General features: G+C 50.3%; 17 protein-coding genes. 3 read left to right on the top strand and 14 right to left on the bottom strand.

The window, feature by feature from the left end:
• Window positions 1–145: 145 nt before the first annotated feature.
• Window positions 146–1576 carry a sodium:solute symporter gene (locus ACDC99_RS02195; RefSeq protein ID WP_370755659.1) on the bottom strand — a complete coding sequence of 477 codons (1431 nt, stop codon included), beginning with the start codon at window positions 1574–1576 and terminating at the stop codon, window positions 146–148.
• A 5-nt stretch (window positions 1577–1581) separates the two neighbouring features.
• Window positions 1582–5025, bottom strand: a complete 3444-nt coding sequence (gene mfd / locus ACDC99_RS02190; protein ID WP_370755657.1) for a transcription-repair coupling factor — start codon at window positions 5023–5025, stop codon at window positions 1582–1584.
• 272 nt (window positions 5026–5297) lie between these two features.
• Here mfd and ACDC99_RS02185 point away from each other — a divergent pair, with 272 nt between their 5' ends.
• Entirely contained in the window at window positions 5298–6047 is a 750-nt protein-coding gene (locus ACDC99_RS02185; RefSeq protein WP_370755655.1) for a polyprenol monophosphomannose synthase, read from the top strand.
• An 18-nt stretch (window positions 6048–6065) separates the two neighbouring features.
• The gene (locus ACDC99_RS02180; RefSeq protein WP_022316155.1) at window positions 6066–6824 is read left to right on the top strand and encodes a lysophospholipid acyltransferase family protein; all 759 of its coding nucleotides are present in this window, start codon (window positions 6066–6068) and stop codon (window positions 6822–6824) included.
• 250 nt (window positions 6825–7074) lie between these two features.
• Here ACDC99_RS02180 and ACDC99_RS02175 read toward each other — a convergent pair whose 3' ends face one another.
• The gene (locus ACDC99_RS02175; protein WP_022316154.1) at window positions 7075–8547 is read right to left on the bottom strand and encodes a DUF1846 domain-containing protein; all 1473 of its coding nucleotides are present in this window, start codon (window positions 8545–8547) and stop codon (window positions 7075–7077) included.
• 168 nt (window positions 8548–8715) lie between these two features.
• Here ACDC99_RS02175 and ACDC99_RS02170 point away from each other — a divergent pair, with 168 nt between their 5' ends.
• Window positions 8716–8868: a hypothetical protein gene (locus tag ACDC99_RS02170; RefSeq protein ID WP_022316153.1), complete on the top strand. Its 153-nt coding sequence runs from the start codon at window positions 8716–8718 to the stop codon at window positions 8866–8868.
• Window positions 8869–8919: 51 nt separating this feature from the next.
• Here the strand turns inward: ACDC99_RS02170 and queF are convergent, their stop codons facing one another.
• The 11 genes from queF to ACDC99_RS02115 all read right to left on the bottom strand — a co-directional run bounded on the left by queF (window position 8920) and on the right by ACDC99_RS02115 (window position 19619).
• On the bottom strand, window positions 8920–9390 hold the full coding sequence (gene queF / locus ACDC99_RS02165) for a preQ(1) synthase (RefSeq protein ID WP_022316152.1): 471 nt from the start codon (window positions 9388–9390) through the stop codon (window positions 8920–8922).
• 10 nt (window positions 9391–9400) lie between these two features.
• On the bottom strand, window positions 9401–10090 hold the full coding sequence (locus ACDC99_RS02160) for a queuosine precursor transporter (RefSeq protein ID WP_370755653.1): 690 nt from the start codon (window positions 10088–10090) through the stop codon (window positions 9401–9403).
• Window positions 10091–10290: 200 nt separating this feature from the next.
• Window positions 10291–11166 carry a tetratricopeptide repeat protein gene (locus ACDC99_RS02155; protein WP_370755652.1) on the bottom strand — a complete coding sequence of 292 codons (876 nt, stop codon included), beginning with the start codon at window positions 11164–11166 and terminating at the stop codon, window positions 10291–10293.
• A 136-nt stretch (window positions 11167–11302) separates the two neighbouring features.
• Window positions 11303–12622, bottom strand: coding sequence for a dihydrolipoyl dehydrogenase (gene lpdA / locus ACDC99_RS02150; RefSeq protein ID WP_370755651.1), 1320 nt, complete (start codon window positions 12620–12622; stop codon window positions 11303–11305).
• Window positions 12623–12628: 6 nt separating this feature from the next.
• Complete coding sequence (gene gcvPB, locus ACDC99_RS02145; protein WP_044064704.1) at window positions 12629–14047, bottom strand: aminomethyl-transferring glycine dehydrogenase subunit GcvPB; 1419 nt, start codon at window positions 14045–14047, stop codon at window positions 12629–12631.
• 16 nt (window positions 14048–14063) lie between these two features.
• The gene (gene gcvPA / locus ACDC99_RS02140; protein ID WP_370755649.1) at window positions 14064–15377 is read right to left on the bottom strand and encodes an aminomethyl-transferring glycine dehydrogenase subunit GcvPA; all 1314 of its coding nucleotides are present in this window, start codon (window positions 15375–15377) and stop codon (window positions 14064–14066) included.
• 40 nt (window positions 15378–15417) lie between these two features.
• Window positions 15418–15807, bottom strand: a complete 390-nt coding sequence (gene gcvH, locus ACDC99_RS02135; RefSeq protein ID WP_022316147.1) for a glycine cleavage system protein GcvH — start codon at window positions 15805–15807, stop codon at window positions 15418–15420.
• A 73-nt stretch (window positions 15808–15880) separates the two neighbouring features.
• A complete protein-coding gene (gcvT, locus tag ACDC99_RS02130; RefSeq protein WP_044079450.1) occupies window positions 15881–16960 on the bottom strand; it encodes a glycine cleavage system aminomethyltransferase GcvT in 1080 nt (359 codons plus the stop codon).
• 55 nt (window positions 16961–17015) lie between these two features.
• Entirely contained in the window at window positions 17016–17987 is a 972-nt protein-coding gene (locus ACDC99_RS02125) for a lipoate--protein ligase (RefSeq protein ID WP_288767960.1), read from the bottom strand.
• Between the two features lie 239 nt (window positions 17988–18226).
• Complete coding sequence (locus ACDC99_RS02120; RefSeq protein WP_044064701.1) at window positions 18227–18745, bottom strand: KdsC family phosphatase; 519 nt, start codon at window positions 18743–18745, stop codon at window positions 18227–18229.
• Window positions 18746–18830: 85 nt separating this feature from the next.
• Window positions 18831–19619 carry a Rossmann-like and DUF2520 domain-containing protein gene (locus ACDC99_RS02115; RefSeq protein ID WP_370756900.1) on the bottom strand — a complete coding sequence of 263 codons (789 nt, stop codon included), beginning with the start codon at window positions 19617–19619 and terminating at the stop codon, window positions 18831–18833.
• Window positions 19620–19642: the final 23 nt, after the last annotated feature.

Genomic DNA, 19642 nt, shown 5'->3' with positions numbered 1-19642 from the left:
GATTGCAAAGATACATATTATGCAAGATTCATACAAATCAACGACTCTATCCTGATATAGAAGAAATCTATATTTCTTACAGGAAACGGTGTATATGCCTAAGAATAATGACGAAAAAGATGCAGATGAAGACCTATTCTGACTGTCAGGCAGCCTTAGCTGCTCTATGCGACGTGAGATACATACCGAGAAACACGAGCATGCCGTTGAGCATCAGCAGTTCATAACCAAACTTATATCCAGTGAGCGAAACCGTAATCTGGTTTATGGCAAAGCATATCACTGGTGCCGCCACGCAGATGTATGGCACAAGACGGTCGTTTACTCCACGCTTGGTCAGTATGCCATAGGCAAAGAGACCAAGGAGCGGGCCTGAGGTGTATGACAACACGATATATATAGCGTCTATCACACTGGTGGAATTTATCACTCTGAAGGCCAATATGAATACGGCGAATAACACACAAACTCCGAAATGTGCACGGCGACGCAATGTCTCATCATCGGGACGCTCCTTGATGTCAACACAATAGCTTGTGGTGACAGCGGTCAGAGCAGAGTCGGTACCACTGAACGACGCTGCCACGATGCCGATGGAGAAGAGCACGAGCACAAGTGACCCCATCCATCCCGATGCGGCGAACATCGGCAGCAGCTCATCGCTGTCGGCTGGAACTGCAAGCCCTTCTTTGCCAGCCAGAAGCAGAAGCAACACACCAAGACTGAGGAAGAGCAGATTGACAGGCACAAAGAAAAAGCCTCCCACACACATATCCTTCTGTGCGTCACGCAGCGTCTTGCAGGTGAGATTCTTCTGCATCATGTGTTGGTCGAGACCTGTCATTACCACAACGATGAACACTCCGCTAAGAAACTGCTTGAAGAAATTCTGAGTAGACACCCAGTCGTCGAACACGAATATGCGGCTGTGGCTGTCTGCCACCACTGCCCACACGGCATCACCCACCGACATATCGAGTTTTCCTATAACCTCCACAATTATTATCAGCAATGCCGCCATCATACAGAAGGTCTGGAAGGTATCGGTCCAGACGAGGGTCTTTATTCCTCCGCGCCTTGTATATACCCATATCAGCATTACGAGCGCCACTACGGTGACAACGAACGGCACCCCTACAGGTCCGAATACAAATAGCTGCAGGATGCTGCACACCACATAGAAGCGAAGTGCCGTACCCGTCATTTCGGAAAGCAGGAAGAACAGGGCTCCCGTTTTATACGATCTGTTGCCGAGCCGTTTCTGCAGAAAGGAATAGATAGTGGTGAGATTGAGTTTGTAGTACACTGGGAGCAGGACAAAAGCTACGACAAAATAGCCAAGGATGAATCCAAGACACGTCTGCAGATATGTCATGTCTTGCTTTATCACCATTCCAGGCACCGACACGAAAGTGATACCCGATATTGACGCTCCAACGAGTCCGAAAGCGAGAACATACCACGGCGACTTGCGCTCACCGCGATAGAACGTCTCGTTGTTGGATTTCTTACTCGTCAGTCTGCCCATAAGCATGAGCACACAGAAGTAAATCAGTATTGTTGTAAGTATAAGCATAATCGTTATCCATTAATTTTTTTCAATATCTCCACCGCCTTTTCCACGGTGTCAATGCCCGACACCACCATATAGCGTTTGCCACGACTCTCCTTGAGATTGCATTGGCGGGGGTTGCTGCCGATATACTGGAGCAAACGGTCGAAGACGTCGCTCTTGTAATAGGCACTCATGGGATTTGTCACGAACTGCATCTGCATCACGCCGCCCTTGAGTATTATCTTTTCGCATCCGAGAGACTTGCCCAGACGCCGTAGCGGCACTACATGCAGCAGCTCTTCGCCCTCACGGGGTATAGCACCGAAGCGGTCGATAAGGTTTGCCTTATACCTATCGAGGTCACTGTCGTTGGTTATGCTGTCGAGCTCGCGATACAACAGCATTCTCTCACTGCTGCTCGGCACATACTGGTCTGGGAAGAACATCTCAAGGTCGCTCTCCACGGCGCAGTCGTCAACGAACTCGTCGCCTTTGAGTTGTCTGCCCTCTTTCATCTCCTCCTGATACATCTCAGCAAACTCATCGTTCTTAAGCTCCGTCACGGCCTGCGACAGAATCTTCTGGTATGTCTCAAAACCGAGATCTTCCATAAATCCGCTCTGTTCCGCACCGAGAAGGTTGCCGGCGCCACGCATGTCGAGGTCTTGCATCGAGAGGTTGAAGCCGCTGCCAAGGTCTGAGAATGTCTCAAGTGCCTCCAACCGGCGGCGCGCATCCTGAGAGAGATTCGACAGCGGAGGAGCAAGGAGATAGCAGAACGCCTTCTTGTTGCTTCTTCCCACGCGTCCACGCATCTGATGCAGGTCGGAAAGTCCGAAACGGTGTGCATCGTTCACGATGATGGTATTGGCATTGCTGATGTCGATGCCGTTCTCCACGATGGTTGTGGAGAGGAGCACATCATAATCGTAGTTCATGAACCCCATCACCACCTTCTCCAGTTCTTCCGGTTTCATCTGTCCGTGACCTATAGCTATTCGCGCATCCGGAACGTTTCGGCGTATCACATTGGCAATCTCCGGCAGGTTGCTGATGCGGTCGTTCACGAAGAATACCTGTCCGTTGCGGCTCATCTCGAAGTTTATTGCATCCTTTATGATATCTGAATCGAAGGTATGCACCTCGGTGCACACGGGATAGCGGTTTGGCGGCGGCGTCTGTATGATGCTCATGTCTCTTGCTCCCATGAGAGAGAACTGCAGCGTGCGCGGTATTGGCGTCGCCGACATGGTCAGCGTGTCCACATTGGTTTTCATCTTGCGCAGTTTTTCCTTGGTAGACACCCCGAACTTCTGTTCCTCGTCGATGATGAGAAGTCCGAGGTCTTTGAATTTCACGCTCTTGCCGATGAGCTTGTGTGTGCCAATTATGATGTCTATCTTGCCAGCCTCCAGGTCGGCAAGTACCTCACGTGTCTTCTTCGCACTGCGGGCACGCGACAGATAGTCAACCCTGACAGGCAGATCCTTAAGTCTGCCACAGAAAGTCTGGTAATGCTGGTATGCAAGCACTGTGGTAGGCACCATCACGGCAACCTGTTTGGAATCGCATGCAGCCTTGAAAGCAGCACGTATAGCCACCTCGGTCTTGCCGAAACCCACATCGCCACACACAAGACGGTCCATCGGACGCTGGCTCTCCATATCAGCCTTCACGTCGTTGGTGGCTTTCAATTGGTCGGGGGTGTCTTCATAGAGGAAGCTCGCCTCCAACTCATGCTGCATGAAAGAATCGGCACTGAACTGATAGCCTTTCTCATGGCGGCGTGTGGCATAGAGCTTGATCAGGTCGCGGGCTATGTCCTTTATCTTCTTCTTTGTCTTTTCTTTCAGTCGCTCCCACGCTCCAGAACCGAGTGCACTGAGACGTGGCGGTTTCTCGCTGTCGCGGCGCTTGTATTTGGATATTTTGTAGAGGCCGTGGATGCTCACATCCACCTTGTCGTTGTTCTGATACACGATGCGTATCATCTCCTGATAGCTGTCGCCAACGGGAACACGCACGAGACCGGCAAACTTTCCGATGCCGTAATCCACATGTACGATGAAGTCGCCAGGCTCCATCTCCTGCAGTTCTTTCATGGTGAGCGCCATCTTTCCGCTGCGTGCGGCATCCGAACGGAGACTGTATTTATGGAAGCGGTCGAATATCTGATGGTCGGTGAAGACGCACACCTTCATGTCATTGTCGGCAAAGCCGCAATGCAGGGTTTTCTCCACCGGCTGGAAATCTATCGGCGTGACGCTTATCACAGTGCCGTCAGCCAGTTTCTTGTTCTGCGCCATCTCGTCGAAGATGTCGCGAAGGCGCTGGTTCTGCTTCTGGCTGTCAGCAAGGATATATAGTTTGTAACCTTTCAGCATATAGTCTTCGAGCGCAGTGGTGAGCAGTTCAAAGTTCTTATGGAACAAAGGTTGCTGTGTGGTGCTGAAGGTGATGGTGGCCTGCGGCAGTCCCGTTGGACTGTTACCGAATTCCACTCTCTTGAACTTTGCTATGTCTTCGGTGAATGCCGTTGCCGGCAGCAACGAATATTCCGACCTCATCTCCTGCATTATCTTCTTCTGTTCCATCTCCGTGGCCCCCTCGAGTTTCTCGGTGAGAGCCTGATGGGAGAAACCTTCACGGTAGATATTCTCTATCACGTCGTGGGCGAATGTAACGTCTTTTATCACCACCAACGAGTCGGCAGGCAGGAATTTGAGAAAAGAAATCTTGTCTGCCACGATCTCCGACAATTCCGGTACGATAGAGATGCAGTCCACCTTACCTCTCGACAACTGCGACTGCACCTCGAAGGTGCGTATTGAGTCAACCTCGTCGCCAAAGAAGTCCACACGATACGGATACTCATTGCTGAACGAATATACATCGAGAATGCTACCGCGCACGGCAAACTGTCCCGGTTCGTAAACATAGTCCACCTCCTTGAAACCGAATGAGCGCATCGTCTTCTCTATCTCCACCACGTCTCTCTCCTCGCCAACGCGCAGCATGAGGGTGCGGTCGTCCAGATGCTTGTTGGTGACCACCAGTTCTGCCATCGCCTCAGGGCAAGTCACGACGTAGAGCGTTGAATTCGAGTCGTCATGTGACGCCTCCTGTTCCTTCACCCGGCTCAACACCTCAGTGCGCAATATCTCGTTGGCAGCATCTTTCTGACAGTACTTCACCTGTCTGCGATAAGCCGACGGAAAGAAGAGCACATGCGAATTGCCCAGCAACTGGGTGAGGTCGTGATAGAAATACCCTGCCTCGTCAGCGTCATTAAGCACAAAAAGACAGGTGCGCGGCAGCCTGCCGTTGGCAGAAGCAAACACCATGGGCACCGACGAGCCATTGAGTCCGCGCAGCGATATCGTGCGCACTTCTGAATCGCCAATCGCTTTCAGCATCGATTCTATATGAGGTGACGAACTATACAAGTCCAAGAGTTTCTGAATTTCCATCTTCTTTTCTAAAACATATAATAGCCCTAACGAGACACGCTACAGGCTCATCCCGCTATGGCACAAAACGGAAAAGATCTCAAATGCCGTACAAAGGATTACACGGGCCTTTCACTCCAGCATCAAGAGTCTTTTACCACAAAAACGCTGCGAAGTTACTGAAAAAAAATCATATTATATCTTATGGGATATCAAAAAGTAATGGCGAAAGCATACAACTTAGTTTTTTATTGCTACCTTTGCACAACATAATATTAATATTCTCACACATTATGAACACAAGTGACAGTATCGTCATCATCCCGACATACAACGAGATAGAGAACATTGAGAAGATTATCCGAGCAGTGTTCGGACTGGAAAAGAAATTCGACATACTCATCATCGACGACGGCTCGCCCGACGGAACGGCAGCGAAGGTGAAGGAACTGATGAGCCAGGAGTTCAACGGCAGACTTCATCTGCTCGAGCGCAGCGGAAAGCTGGGTTTGGGAACGGCATACATCAAAGGATTCAAATGGGCGCTTGAGCGCGACTACGAATACATTTTCGAGATGGACGCCGACTTCAGCCATGACCCGAAAGACTTGCCGCGACTCTATGCCGCATGCCACGACGAAGGATACGATGTGGCTATCGGTTCACGGTATGTCAGCGGAGTGAACGTGGTGAACTGGCCTATCGGCAGAGTATTGATGAGCTATTTCGCATCCAAATACGTGCGCTTCATAACGGGGTTCAAAGTGAACGACACCACTGCCGGATTCAAATGCTACAAACGCCGTGTGCTCGAAACCATAGAACTCGACAAAATCAGATTCAAGGGATATGCCTTCCAGATAGAGATGAAATACACGGCATACAAGATTGGCTTCAAGATAAAGGAAGTGCCGGTGATATTCGTAAACAGAAGAGAAGGCGTGTCGAAAATGAGCGGCTGCATCTTCGGAGAGGCATTCTTCGGCGTAATGAGACTGCGCTGGGACGGATGGACAAGGAAATACCCGAAAATAAAAGAATAACGAAGACACACTACTATCATGAAATATCTGTATAGAGCCTACCAGCTATGCATCGCATTGCCAATATTGCTCCTATGGACAATAATGATATCTCTCGCCACAGCCATTGGATGTTCGCTGGGCGGAGGACATTTCTGGGGATATTACCCTGGCAAATCATGGGGATGGGCCATCATCCGTCTGCTACTGCTGCCGGTAAAGGTAGAGGGGCGTGAAAATATGAAGGAAAACGAGTCGTATGTCATCGCCGCCAACCACCAAGGGGCGTTCGACATATTCCTTATTTTCGGTTTCCTCGGACGTCAGTTCAAGTGGATGATGAAACACCAGTTGAGAAAAGTGCCATTCGTGGGCTACGCCTGTGAGAAGTCGCATCAGATTTTCGTAGACAAGCGCGGACCGCGAAAAGTGAAGGAGACCTACGACAAGGCTCGCGCCACGCTGAAAGGCGGTATGAGCCTTGTGGTGTTCCCGGAGGGTGCGAGGAGTTTCACCGGTCACATGGGAGTGTTCAAGCGAGGAGCCTTCATGCTTGCTGACGAACTGCAACTGCCTATCCTGCCGCTGACCATAAACGGTTCTTTCGACATCATGCCGAGAATGAGAGACTGCAAATGGGTAACCTGGCATCCGCTTAAGCTCACCATCCACAAACCCATCTATCCTGAAGGACAGGGACCGGAGGACATCAACCGCCGCATGGACGAATGCTACAAAGCCATCATGTCGGGACTGGAAGAGAAATACCAAGGTTTTGTGGAGAACCCTGACCAATAACAACTTTCTGTATCTACGACAAAAGGCAATAATTGGCAATATAAATACCATATATACTTGTATCCGGAAAGATACAGTTGTCTAAACATCGTTTGGTAAATATAAGCAAACCGACAACCGGGTCTTGATGCGAAAGGCATATAGTCCTTTCAATCAAGACCCGGTTGTCGTTTTTTTTCTTTCAACCCAAATCAATCATTAGGGCTTGCTTGGCGTTTATCCCTATCGGCTATATTCCGTTTGGCGTTTATTATCTCTTCACCGTCTTCATCACGGGTTCACAGGTAAGCTGCACACCGAGCTTCTTGAATATGCGCTGGTCTACATCGCTCAGCATCACCGTGGAATGAACCTGACAGTCGCGCAGTTTAGGCAACTGCTCCAAGGCGCGACGGCAGTTCTCGTCCTGCTCAGAGAGTACAGACAAGGCGACAATCACTTCATCTGTGTGCAAACGAGGGTTGTGGCCACCCAAGTAACTGATTTTGGTGTGCTGGATAGGCTCTATCATAGACTCCGGGATGAGCTTCAGGTCGTGGTCTATGCCAGCAAGATGTTTGGTGACATTAAGAATGAGAGCGGCACTGCAACCAAGCAGCGGACTGGAATTGGCGGATATTATCGTGCCGTCTTGCAGTTCTATAGCTGCCGACGTATGTCCCGTTTCATTGAGACGTCCCTTTGCCGCTGTGGTGACTCGACGGAAGTCGGTAGAAATCTTTGCCTGCTGCATGAGGAGCTGTATCTTCTTTATCTCCGCATCATTACATGCTCCGAGCGCAAGTTTATTCGTGGCTGCGTAATAGCGGCGGATAATCTCGTTCTTCGATGCCTCCACACACACATCGTCATCACTGATGCAGAACCCCACCATGTTGACGCCCATGTCCGTTGGCGACTTGTATGGATTGGTGCCATAGATACCCTCGAAGAGAGCGTTGAGCACAGGGAAGATTTCTATGTCGCGGTTGTAGTTGATGGCAATCTTATTGTACGCTTCAAGGTGGAACGGGTCTATCATGTTAACGTCATTGAGGTCGGCCGTAGCTGCCTCATAGGCAATGTTGACAGGATGCTTGAGCGGAAGGTTCCACACCGGGAAGGTCTCAAACTTGGCATATCCTGCCCTGACGCCACGCTTGTTCTCATTATAGAGCTGACTCAGACACACTGCCATCTTGCCGCTGCCCGGACCGGGAGCGGTGACGATGACGAGCGGACGCTCGGTCTCCACATAGTCGTTCTTGCCGAAGCCTTCGTCAGAAGCTATCAGTTCCACGTTGTGAGGATAGCCCTCAATGAGATAGTGGCAATAGGTCCTGATGCCAAGACGTTCCAGACGCTGCTTGAAAGCCACGGCTGCCGGCTGTCCGCCCCAGTGGGTGATGACCACAGAACCTACCATGAAGCCACGGCCCTGGAATTCGCCTCTGAGCCGGAGCACATCCTCGTCGTAGGTGATACCGAGGTCGGCCCGTTTCTTGTTCTTCTCAATGTCTGTAGCACTGATTACTATGACAATCTCTATGCTGTCGTTGATTTTCTGGAACATACGCAGCTTGCTGTCTGGCAAAAAACCAGGCAGCACACGACTGGCATGATGGTCATCGAAGAGCTTTCCTCCAAGCTCCAGATACAACTTTCCATCAAACTGGGATATTCTCTCCTTTATGTGTTCAGACTGTATAGACTGATACTTATCATTGTCAAACCCTATCTTCATCGTTGATTTCTTAACTTAATTGCAGTGCAAAGTTAGCTATTTATGTCCATCCGAAGAAATATTTGCGTAACTTTGCAGAAATAATATTCGTGAACCATTCCGATAATCACCCCCGCTCTCAGTTGGCGATTGCCGGAAAAGGCTTTATATAACACAACAATAACGATAATGGTAACATTCACAGACCGTCTTTCGGACGACAACGACTACAAGCGCGAGGAACTGATAAAAAAAATTGAACATGCCTTAGGACAGATGACTCTCAAGGAACTTGAGGCCCTGTCGTATGACATGTTCACGAAAGGATATCTTGAAGATTAACCCCACACGGAATGCTGCTGCATCCGCGCTTGGGACAAGCTACGGAATCTGCTACAGGGCATGCTGCATGAAGCGCTGCTCTGCCAGCTTTTCGTATTTAGTCCCCGGTCTGCCATAGTTGGCAAATGGGAATATGCTTATTCCTCCACGGGGCTTGAATATTCCCGTCACTTCGATGTAACGTGGATCCATGAGCTTCACGAGGTCTTTCATTATGATATTGACACAATCCTCATGAAAGTCGCCATGGTTGCGGAAGCTGAAGAGATACAGCTTCAGGCTCTTGCTTTCCACCATACGCACGTCGGGAATGTATTTTATGATTATCTCTCCGAAGTCAGGCTGTCCCGTGATAGGACACAGCGTAGTGAACTCAGGACAGTTGAACTGCACCCAATAGTCATTCGTCTGATGCTTGTTCTCGAATGTCTCAAGCACCTCAGGCGCATAGTCCTGCCTATACTCCGTCTTCTTGCCGAGGGCATGCAATCCCTCGTCCTGTCTGTTTTCGCTATTTGTCATACGAACATTTTTAGATATTACCAATTTTGAACACACCGTAGTTTATGTTACAGTCGTAGGTGTCAACACCCTCTATCTGCTTCGTTTTCCTTACCACCCTCATCGTTATCGGCAGCACCACAATCTCATAGACCGTCTTCAGCACAATCTGTGAGATAATGAGTTTGGGCAATTCCGCAAGTGGCACCACCCCACCAAGGGCAAGCGGGAAAAAGATTATTGAATCGGCGGTCTCGCCATACACAGTGCTCATCACGGCACGCAGGGCGAAATGCTTCCCGCCTGACGACACCTTCATGCGGCTCATCACATAGGCGTTGATGAACGAGCCTACGAGAAACGCGAGGAAGGAAGCCAAGGCTATACGTGGCGCCAGTCCGAACACGGCATGGAATCCGGCTTCATTATCCCAATATGGTGCTCCTGGTATGGCATCAGCCAAAGCACCGAAGGAAACGAAGATGAAGTTCATCAGAAAACCGAGCCAGATGAGCAGTCGGGCTTTCTTATAGCCCCACACCTCACACACGCAATCGTTGATGATATACGACACGGGAAACACCAGCAGTCCGCCGGTGATATTGACCCATCCTATTGAAATCTGCTTTGTTTCGAGCACGTTTGCCGTAATGAGGCAGACGCAGAAGAGCACGCTGAAAAGCATAAACAGCACACTCACACTATTGTTGCTTACTTTCATGATTCTTGTTTTGTTTAGTCCGGCGGCTCTGTTTCCAGTGCAAACACGGACATGGAGGTTTGTCAAGCACTCGCTAAGTCCCAAACTGTCAAATCAAGACAAGGTCTGACAGACGATTTGGGATGAACTGTTATTATGCCATCCATCATCTTTTGATGAAAGCGGCTGCAAAGGTAATGATTTTTCTTGAAATAATAAGCTTATATTCCCAAAGGATTGATATTGTTGTAGCTTTCCTTCACCTTTGACTCTATTCCCTGCTGCTCCCCCTCTTCCTGCTCACGAGACAATATCTCGTTGAGACGTTCCTCATCGCTCTTGGCACCCTCGGCATCGCCGGCCTGCTTGCGCAACAAGGCACGGTTCTCCAGCGCTTCTTTTGAGAATGGATTCACGTCGATTACCTTTCCGTAGTATTCCATCGCCTGTTCTGCATTTCCACGTTTGTTCTCGATGTTCGCCTTCAGCATCAGCGCCTCTTCGTTGTCGGGATAATTGTTCAGGAGATAAGCCGCATCGTTGTCGGCATCATCAAGATTGCCGTCAGACAGATACACCTCTCCACGCAGCAGGTAAGCCTCAGCATACTCCTCATTAAGCGCTATAGCCTTGGTAAGCATTGCCACGGCATTTGTTATGTCGTCGGTGCCGATGCAAGCTTTTGCATAGAGGAAGAGGGCCTCAACAGACTTGGAATCTACGAGCAGCGCCTTCTCACAAGAGGCAGACATGAGCACATAGTTTTCCATCACGTAGGCAATGCCAGCCATACGCAGGAATATTCCGATATTGTCGGGCTGTGCCTGCGCCAGCTTTTCCAGTTGCTGATACGCATTGTTGTAGTCTCCCACTCCCACGTAAGCTTGCGAGAGATAGTCTCTCACTTCAAGGTCTTCCTTGATGTTGAGGGCATGGGTAAAACATTCTATTGCATACCCTACACTGTTTATCTTGAGTGCCTTCACGCCGTCAAACTTCAGTATGTCGAAGTTCTTCTCGTCAGCACGCTGCAGTTCCTCCACTGTAGGAGTCTTTTCTTCTTTGGCAACGCCAAACAGTTTTTTAAAGAAATTCATTTTATAGAATCGTTGCTTTAGGGTTCCACTCGTTGTGTTTTCCCCCTTGAATTATGAAATGAAGAAGCTACCGTCTCTCATGTCGCATGGCACACGATAGAGGCGGTAACTTCAGAAAGATATTGTCAAGCAGGCATTATCCCACTATAATCTCGCTCAGAGTAGGATGTATATGAGTGATGTCATCAAGCTTTTCCACCGTGATGTCCTGACACATCAGTGCACTGACCTCCTGAACCAGGTCGGCGGCATGTGCTCCATATACATGGCAGCCCACCACCTTGCCTCCGGCATCGGTGAGAAGCTTCAGCATACCCTCCGTCTCGTTCATCGCCACGGCCTTGCCGTTGGCACGATAGTAATGCTTTATGCTGCGATAATCAGCACCTTCAGCCTTGAGGGCATCCTCCGTCTTGCCCACGCTGGCAGCCTCAGGCAATGTGAATACCGCTGCCGGCATCACATCGAAGCGGATATCGTCGCCACAGCCTACGATAGCGTTCACGGCCCTCTTGCCCTGCATCTCTGCTGCATGGGCAAGCATCTGTCTGCCGTTAACGTCGCCAATGGCATACACGTTCTCTACAGAGGTGAGCATATTGTCGTCAACGGCAATTCCCTTGGCATCGTATTTTATTCCCACCTCATCAAGACCGAGTCCATCAGTAAGCGGTTTTCTGCCAACGGCAAGCAACACCTTGTCGGCCTCCACCTCTGTCACCTTGCCCTTGCGCTCAAAGGTAACCTTTCCGGAAGCCGCTCCCTTGAGGGCAGACTGCATATAGAAGGTAACGCCTCTCTTCTCAAGACATTTGCGCAGGCGTTTGGCGATATCGCTGTCGATTGGCGGCAGACATTCCTTGAGGAATTCCACTACTGTTACCTCACAACCGAAAGAATTGAGTATGCTTGCAAACTCCATTCCTATCACTCCGGCACCAACTATGCAGATGCGCTTCGGCAGCACGTCGGTGTCGAGAAGCCAGTCGGAGTCGCACACCATCTCTTTGTCAAGATCTGGGATAGGCAACGACTTTGACACGGAGCCAGTGGCTATGATGATGTTGTCGGCAGAATAATCCTTACCGTCAACTACCACTGTATGGGCGTCTTTCATCACAGCCATACCTTTGACGAGCGTTATGCCTGAAGCCGACAGTAGTGTGGCGATGCCTCCGCGCAGAGTCTCCACCACCTGCTGCTTGCGGACGAAGGCCCTGGCGAAATCAAAACTGTATGTCACACCGTCGAGCGCATAGCTCCCGGCATCCTTCATCGTCTCTATCACCTCAGCGAGCCGCGCGTAAGTCTTGGTGGGAATACAGCCACGGTTGAGACATGTGCCTCCCAGTTCGTCTTTCTCCACTACCAATACCGTCAGTCCCTTGGATGCGGCATAAGTGGCGGTCTTGTATCCACCAGGACCGCCACCGATGATTATCAAATTGAAATCCATATAGAATCAATCATTTAGCATGCTCTTATATGTCACCACAGGATGCTTTGCTGCCAACACATCGTCCACTCTTCCGATAGGAGTATTGTGTGGCGCTGACTTCAGCAGTTCTGGCTCATTCTTTGCCTCCTCGGCGATTTTCCTCATCACCTCGATGAATCCGTCTATCGTCACCTTGCTCTCGCTTTCTGTAGGCTCTATCATCATTGCCTCGTGGAAGAGCAGCGGGAAGTAGATGGTCGGCGCATGATACCCATAGTCGAGCAAGCGTTTAGCCACATCCATAGTGGTGATGCCTGTAGACTTGTCTGCCAGGCCGTTGAATACGAACTCATGCTTGCAGAGTCCTGCGATAGGCAGTTCATATACATCCTTCAACGACTCCTTGATATAGTTGGCATTGAGTGTGGCAAGCGGTCCTACATATTTGATATACTCCTTGCCGAGAGAAAGTATGTAGGTGTATGCCTTGAGGATAACGCCGAAATTGCCGTGATACGGACTGACACTGAGTGTCGAGTCATGCTCGTTGTCGGGCAGGAACTGCTCCAGTCCCTTTCTCACTCCCACCGGGCCGCTTCCTGGTCCGCCACCTCCGTGAGGTGTAGAGAATGTCTTGTGCAGGTTGATGTGCATCACGTCGAATCCCATGTCACCAGGACGACAAGCGCCGAGCATCGGATTGAGGTTCGCTCCATCGTAATACATCAGTGCACCACACTCATGAACGAGCTTGGCAATCTCTGGAATGTTTCTCTCGAATAGTCCGAGAGTATTCGGGTTGGTCATCATTACGGCAGCGATAGTGTCGTCGAGGAGTCCTCTCAGGTCGTCAACGTCCACCACTCCATCGGCAGTACTCTTCACCTCCACGATTTCCAGTCCGCAGACCGCGGCAGAAGCCGGGTTGGTACCGTGTGCCGAGTTTGGCACGATCACCTTTGTTCTCTTTTCGTCGCCCCTGCTCTCATGATATCTTCTGATCACCATCAGTCCGGTAAGCTCACCGTGAGCACCGGCAAACGGGTTGAGAGTGAAGTCTGCAAGACCGGCAATCTCTGAGAGAGCTTTTCTCAGTCCGGCACAAACGTCGAGACATCCCTTCACCGTGTCAACAGGCTGCAGCGGATGTATATCCCTGAAGTCTGCCATACCAGGAATCTCCTCGTTTATGGCTGGGTTGTATTTCATCGTGCAGCTGCCAAGCGGATAGAATCCGTTGTCCACGCCGAAGTTGTTTCCGCTATGGTTGGTATAGTGTCTCACCACGGTCATCTCGTCACACTCAGGCAACTGTGCGTCGTTCTCCCGGCGCATCTCTGCAGGCACCTCATAATCACCGAATTTGTTGTCAGGAAGAGAGTAACCCTTTCTGCCAGGATGCGACAGTTCGAAAATCAAGTTTCCGTATAATTTGTTATTCATAATCAGACAAACTTTTTCAGATTAACTTAATAAGGTTATCTATCTCTTCCTTGGAGCGCTGCTCCGTCACTGCAAACATGATAGTATGGTCGCCCATCTTCACTCCTCCGAGGAATCCGTTGTCAACGAACTTCTTCTGCAGCACGTCAACGTCTCCGTCGTATTCAACGCAGAATTCATTGAAGAACGGTTTCTGGAACGTTGGTTTGAAATGTCCCGTCTCCACGAGTTTGTCCATCATGTAGTGTGCTCCGGCATACGACAGTTCGCCAGCTTCCTTCACTCCCTTCTTTCCCTTCACCGCCATGTATACGGTAACGAAAAGAGCCATGAGGCTCTGGTTGGAGCATATGTTGGATGTAGCCTTCTGCCGGCGGATATGCTGCTCTCTGGCCTGCAATGTGAGCACGAAGGCACGCTGTCCGCGGCTGTCTTCCGTCATTCCTACGATGCGTCCCGGCATCTTGCGGATGAGCTTCTCTGTGCAGCACATATATCCCACGTATGGACCACCGAACATCATCGGCACTCCGAGACTCTGTCCGTCGCCCACTGCGATGTCGGCTCCCCATTCTGCCGGTGTCTTGAGCACGGCATAGTCAGCAGCCACTCCATTCATTATCATCAGCGCCTTGTTGTCGTGGGCAGCGTCGGCATATCCGGCATAGTCTTCCACGATGCCATAACGGTTAGGCTGCTGTACGATTACTCCGGCAACACCCTTCTGCGCTATCTTCTCCTGGAAATCAGCTTTGTCGGTGATGCCATCGTTTTCCTTCACCATCACGATGTTCACGCCGTGGAACTTGGCGTATGTCTCCACCACGGTGAGCACCTTCTTGTCTACGGTTTCAGAAACGAGCACCGTATCACACTTCTTTCCTGCAGCCACAGCCATCATCATAGCCTCTGCAGTGGCTGTGGAACCGTCATACATAGAAGCGTTAGAAATATCCATGCCTGTCAGTTCAGCCATCATCGACTGATATTCGAAGATGTAGTGGAGCGTGCCCTGTGATATCTCTGCCTGGTATGGAGTATATGATGTGAGGAACTCAGAGCGCTGCACGATACGTTCCACCACGGCAGGCGTGTAATGGTCGTAAACGCCGGCACCGGCAAAGCATACCAGTCTCTTGTTCTCATTGCCCAGAGCTTCGAAGAATCTTCTCACCTCCATCTCGCTCATTGCCTCCGGAAGGTCGTATTCCTTCTTGAAGCGGATCTCCTCCGGCACATCAGAGTAGAGTTCGTCGAGCGAACCTACTCCTACGATGTCGAGCATTTCCTTTATCTCACTTTCCGTGTGAGGAAAATACTTGTATTCCATATTATAGAAAATGAAGAGTCATACAAAACGTGCCGTTCTCTTAGTGAGCTTCCTTCTCGCAGAACTCAGCGTATGCCGCAGCGTCCATAAGGTTGTCGAGCTCTGTCTTGTCAGAGAGCTCCACCTTGATTATCCAGTTGGCGAAAGCATCCTGGTTGATAATCTCCGGTGTGTCCTCAAGAGCCTCGTTCACCTCTACCACTGTTCCACTTACAGGAGAAGTCAGGTCGCTGGCAGCCTTCACGCTCTCAACGGCTCCGAAATCCTCACCTGCCTCTACCTCGTCGTCTGTATCAGGCATGTCTACATATACGATGTTGCCCAATGCGTTCTGTGCATAGTCTGTGATACCGATATAGCCGAACTCACCTTCTACCTTTACATATTCGTGTGACTCTGCATAGTAGAGTCCTTCAATTACTTTTGCCATAGTATTATATTTTATTTGATTATTGTTTTATGAAAAAATATTTGTCTAAAGTTTCAATGATTTACCGTTGCCATTATTTCTTGTAGTGTTTGTCGTAGAAACGCTTCTTCACCACAACGCCTGGGAAGGTCTTCTTTCTGATCTGAACCTCAAGCGGCGTTCCGAGCTTGCCATACTCTGCCTTTACGAGAGCCATGCACACGCTCTTGTCCGTTGAAATGGAATGATAGCCAGTGGTCACCTCGCCTACAGGCTCACCGTCTTTCAGCACTGTGTATCCGTGACGTGGGATGGCCTTTCCTTCGAGTTCTATTCCCACGAGCTTCTGTGCCACGCCGTTTGTCTTCTGGTCAACGAGGGCATTCTTGCCCACAAACTCCTCTTTGTCGAGTTTGCAGAACATAGAGAGCCCTGCCATCACTGGAGAGATGTCTGCCGACAGTTCATCGCCATACAGAGGCAGTCCCACTTCAAATCTGAGAGTGTCGCGGCATCCGAGTCCGCAAGGCTTGCAGCGTCCGCTCTCCATCAGTTTGTCCCAGCAGTCACAAATATAATTATGGCTTGCATAGATTTCAAATCCGTCTTCTCCGGTATATCCCGTGCGGCTAACTATCACGTCGCCAATGGTCTTGACAGTATAGAAAGTCAGCTCCTTGCAAGCTATGCCGAGCACTTCCTCAACGACGGTTTCAGCGTTAGGTCCCTGAACAGCAATCTGCCCGTAGTCCTCTGAACGGTTCAGAAGCTCAATGTTGAAGCCCTCTGACTGTTTCTGCATCCACTCCCAGTCTTTGTCGATATTGGCAGCGTTTATCACGAGTAAGAAGTCATTCTCGGCCATCTTGTATACGAGAAGGTCATCTACGGTTCCACCATTGTCATAGAGCATCATGCCGTAGAGAATCTGTCCGGCCTCTATCTTGCTCACGTCGTTGGTGAAGATATGCTGCACATAGCGCTCGGCGTCGGCTCCCTTCACGGTCACCTCACCCATGTGTGACACGTCGAACACGCCGCAGTCTGTTCTCACTGCCTGATGCTCGTCGATGATTGTAGAATACTGGATAGGCATGTCGAAACCACCGAATGGGCTTATCAACGCGCCTTGCTTCACGTGCTTGTCATAGAGACATGTTCTTTTGTTTTCCATAATGATATGTGTTTTTATAGGGTTCTCTTTTTTAGATTCTTTCCGGTGTGGCGTGTCAGCTGAGCAGCAGCTCCACGAAGTTTTCCCTCTTGAGGTTCATCACCACCTCGTCGAGTTTCTCGGGCAGCGCCTTTGTCAGTTCTCCCTCCGTGAGCGCCACGCCACGTATGGGTTTGAGGAGATTCTCGTCGATGTCGCCCACGATGAAGAAATCTCCCACCATGGCGGCGCTCTTTATGATGTTGTTCTTCATCTCCAGCCTCACCTCAATGTCGCCTACATTATCTATATGTCCTCGCTTCACCACGGCATATCGTGGATTTTTGCCGTAAATGAAATCATCGGTAAGATATTCCTTCTCTATCTCCTTTATCAGTTCCACATCGTGGTCTGTCAGCGTCATCTCCGAGTCGCAGAGGTTCTGTCTGACGAAGGTCTTGAACTGCTCGATGTCGATGTCGAGATAGTCTTTGAGCAGGGCTATGCGCTGGCGCACGCTCTGAATGCCCTTGCTGAGCAGTTTCTGGTCCGACGGCGTGATGGCTCCCACCATGTTCTGCATGTTGGTGTCGAAGAGCATCGTGCCATGCACTATGCTGCGTCCCGGCACATGATAGAAGGCGTTGCCGCTGACTTTCCTGTCGCCGATGAGCACATCGTTTCGCCCCGTAGCCTTGGCGTCGAGCCCCAGTTTCTGGAGCACCATCACCACCATGTTTATATATTTGTTGAAAGTGAAGTTCACGTGTTCGTCTTTCGTGACATAAGAGAACATGATATTGCTCATATCCGCATACACGCATCCTCCACCGCTTTTTCTTCTGTAAGTCTGTACCGAATGTTCCCTGCAGTAGTCGAGATTTACCTCGGCTTCCACCAGTTGGTTCCTGCCGAATATCACGCTAGGCTGCACCTGCCACATGAAGAAGCAGTCTTCCTCATCAATGGTTTTCGCCACATATTCTTCCATGGCGAGATAGAACGGCAAGCGATGCTGCGTATTGTCGGGCAATGCTACATACAACATTTTTTCTGTTAGATTTATGGTAATAACATAATTTCCACAAAATTACGAAAAAAAACAAACCCAGCAAATTTTATACGCATTATTTTGTCTTTAAGATGCTTATGCAGGGGTTATGGTTGCTCTTGTTGTCATGCCATCGCTCATGCAGACTCTTTCCGCTTGATTATCCCACCTCTTATATAATATAGCTATACTGCATATCTGACACTTGCCGAACTGCCAACGAACTCACAGGGCCATCACCATCCGAAGGCTTTCTTGTCGGCGAGCCATTTTCCCTGCGCCCTGAGCACCTGCTCTATGATGTCGCGCCCCACTCCATGTCCGCCCATGGTCTGCGAGATGTAACGGCTGATGGCCTTGATGTCGGGACAGGCGTCTGAAGGGCAGCAGGGGCAGCCCGAACGGCTCATCACTTCATAGTCGGGGATGTCGTCGCCCACGAAGATCACCTCCTCGTCGGTGAGTCCGTTGTCGGAAAGGAACTTGTCGTATGTCTTTATCTTCACCGAGCACGCCGTAAACACGTCTTTCACTCCGAGCCTCTCGTATCTGATACGGATGCTGTCAACGGTGGCTCCTGTCATGATGGCGATGTGGAGTCCTTGCTTCACTGCCAACTGTATGGCGTATCCGTCCTTGATGTTCACCGTGCGCATCGGTTCTCCCGACGGATGCAGGTTTATCGTACTGGCACTGAGCACTCCGTCAACATCGAATATCACGGCGCGTATCTTCTTCAAATCGTAGTCTATCATATCTTTCTCTGTTTGTTTGCTATAACTGATTAATGGTACGGATTCCAACCGAGGGCAAACCTCCAAGCGGGCGTCACCTCCGGCATCACTTCTCGTTTCTCTCATGAATGCTCTTGCTCATGATGTCGTATATCTGCCTGATGCGGTCGTCGTAGGCGAGCATCCTGCTCTGCATACCTATCACATTCTCGTCGTAGCGGATGGCAGGACCGGTCTGGGCTGACTTCGGCGACATGCTATGCACCTTGCCCGCCGTCTCGTCGATGAGCGGCAGCATCGAACTGAAGGGGATGCCGTATCTGTCGAGGACTTCTGAAGCGAGGTCGTAGCAGTGGTTCACGAAGTTGCAGGCGAAGACTGCCGCCAGGTGCAGATGTTTGCGGCCTTCCGAATCCAGCTGCATGACATGCTGCGAGAGACTGCTGCCGAGGTCTGTGAGCAACCGCAGGTCGCTCTCATAGCGCGCCTCAACGAAGATGGAAACGTCGGTGAAATCCACCTGTCGCTGCTTTGAAAACGACTGCATGGGATAGAACACTCCGTAGCGGCCGGCATGTCCATCGAAGATGCTCATCGGGATGCTGCCTGCCGTATGGACGAAGAGTCCACGGCGGCTGCCGTCGCACAATCGTGCCACCACATCGCTGAGCGCCCCGTCTTTCACCGACACTATATATATATCGGCTTCTCTTGCCACATCGTCAAGGTCTGACACCGCTTCTGCCCCCACCTGAGAGGCAAGTGCATCGGCAGACGCCTGTGTGCGACTATACACCTGTGTTATCTCATGACCGGCGTCTTTCAACGCCCTGGCCACGTTGGTGGCAAGATTTCCTGCCCCCACAAAAACTATCTTCATATCCTGTCCTTGTATTTTTTCGTTGCGTTATGATTTGG

It is taken from the genome of Prevotella pectinovora, from assembly GCF_041323955.1.
In the GTDB taxonomy this organism is placed as follows: Bacteria; Bacteroidota; Bacteroidia; order Bacteroidales; family Bacteroidaceae; genus Prevotella; species Prevotella pectinovora.
The sequence above is the reverse complement of the archived record's forward strand: the minus strand, read 5'-3'. Positions and strand labels throughout refer to the sequence as shown.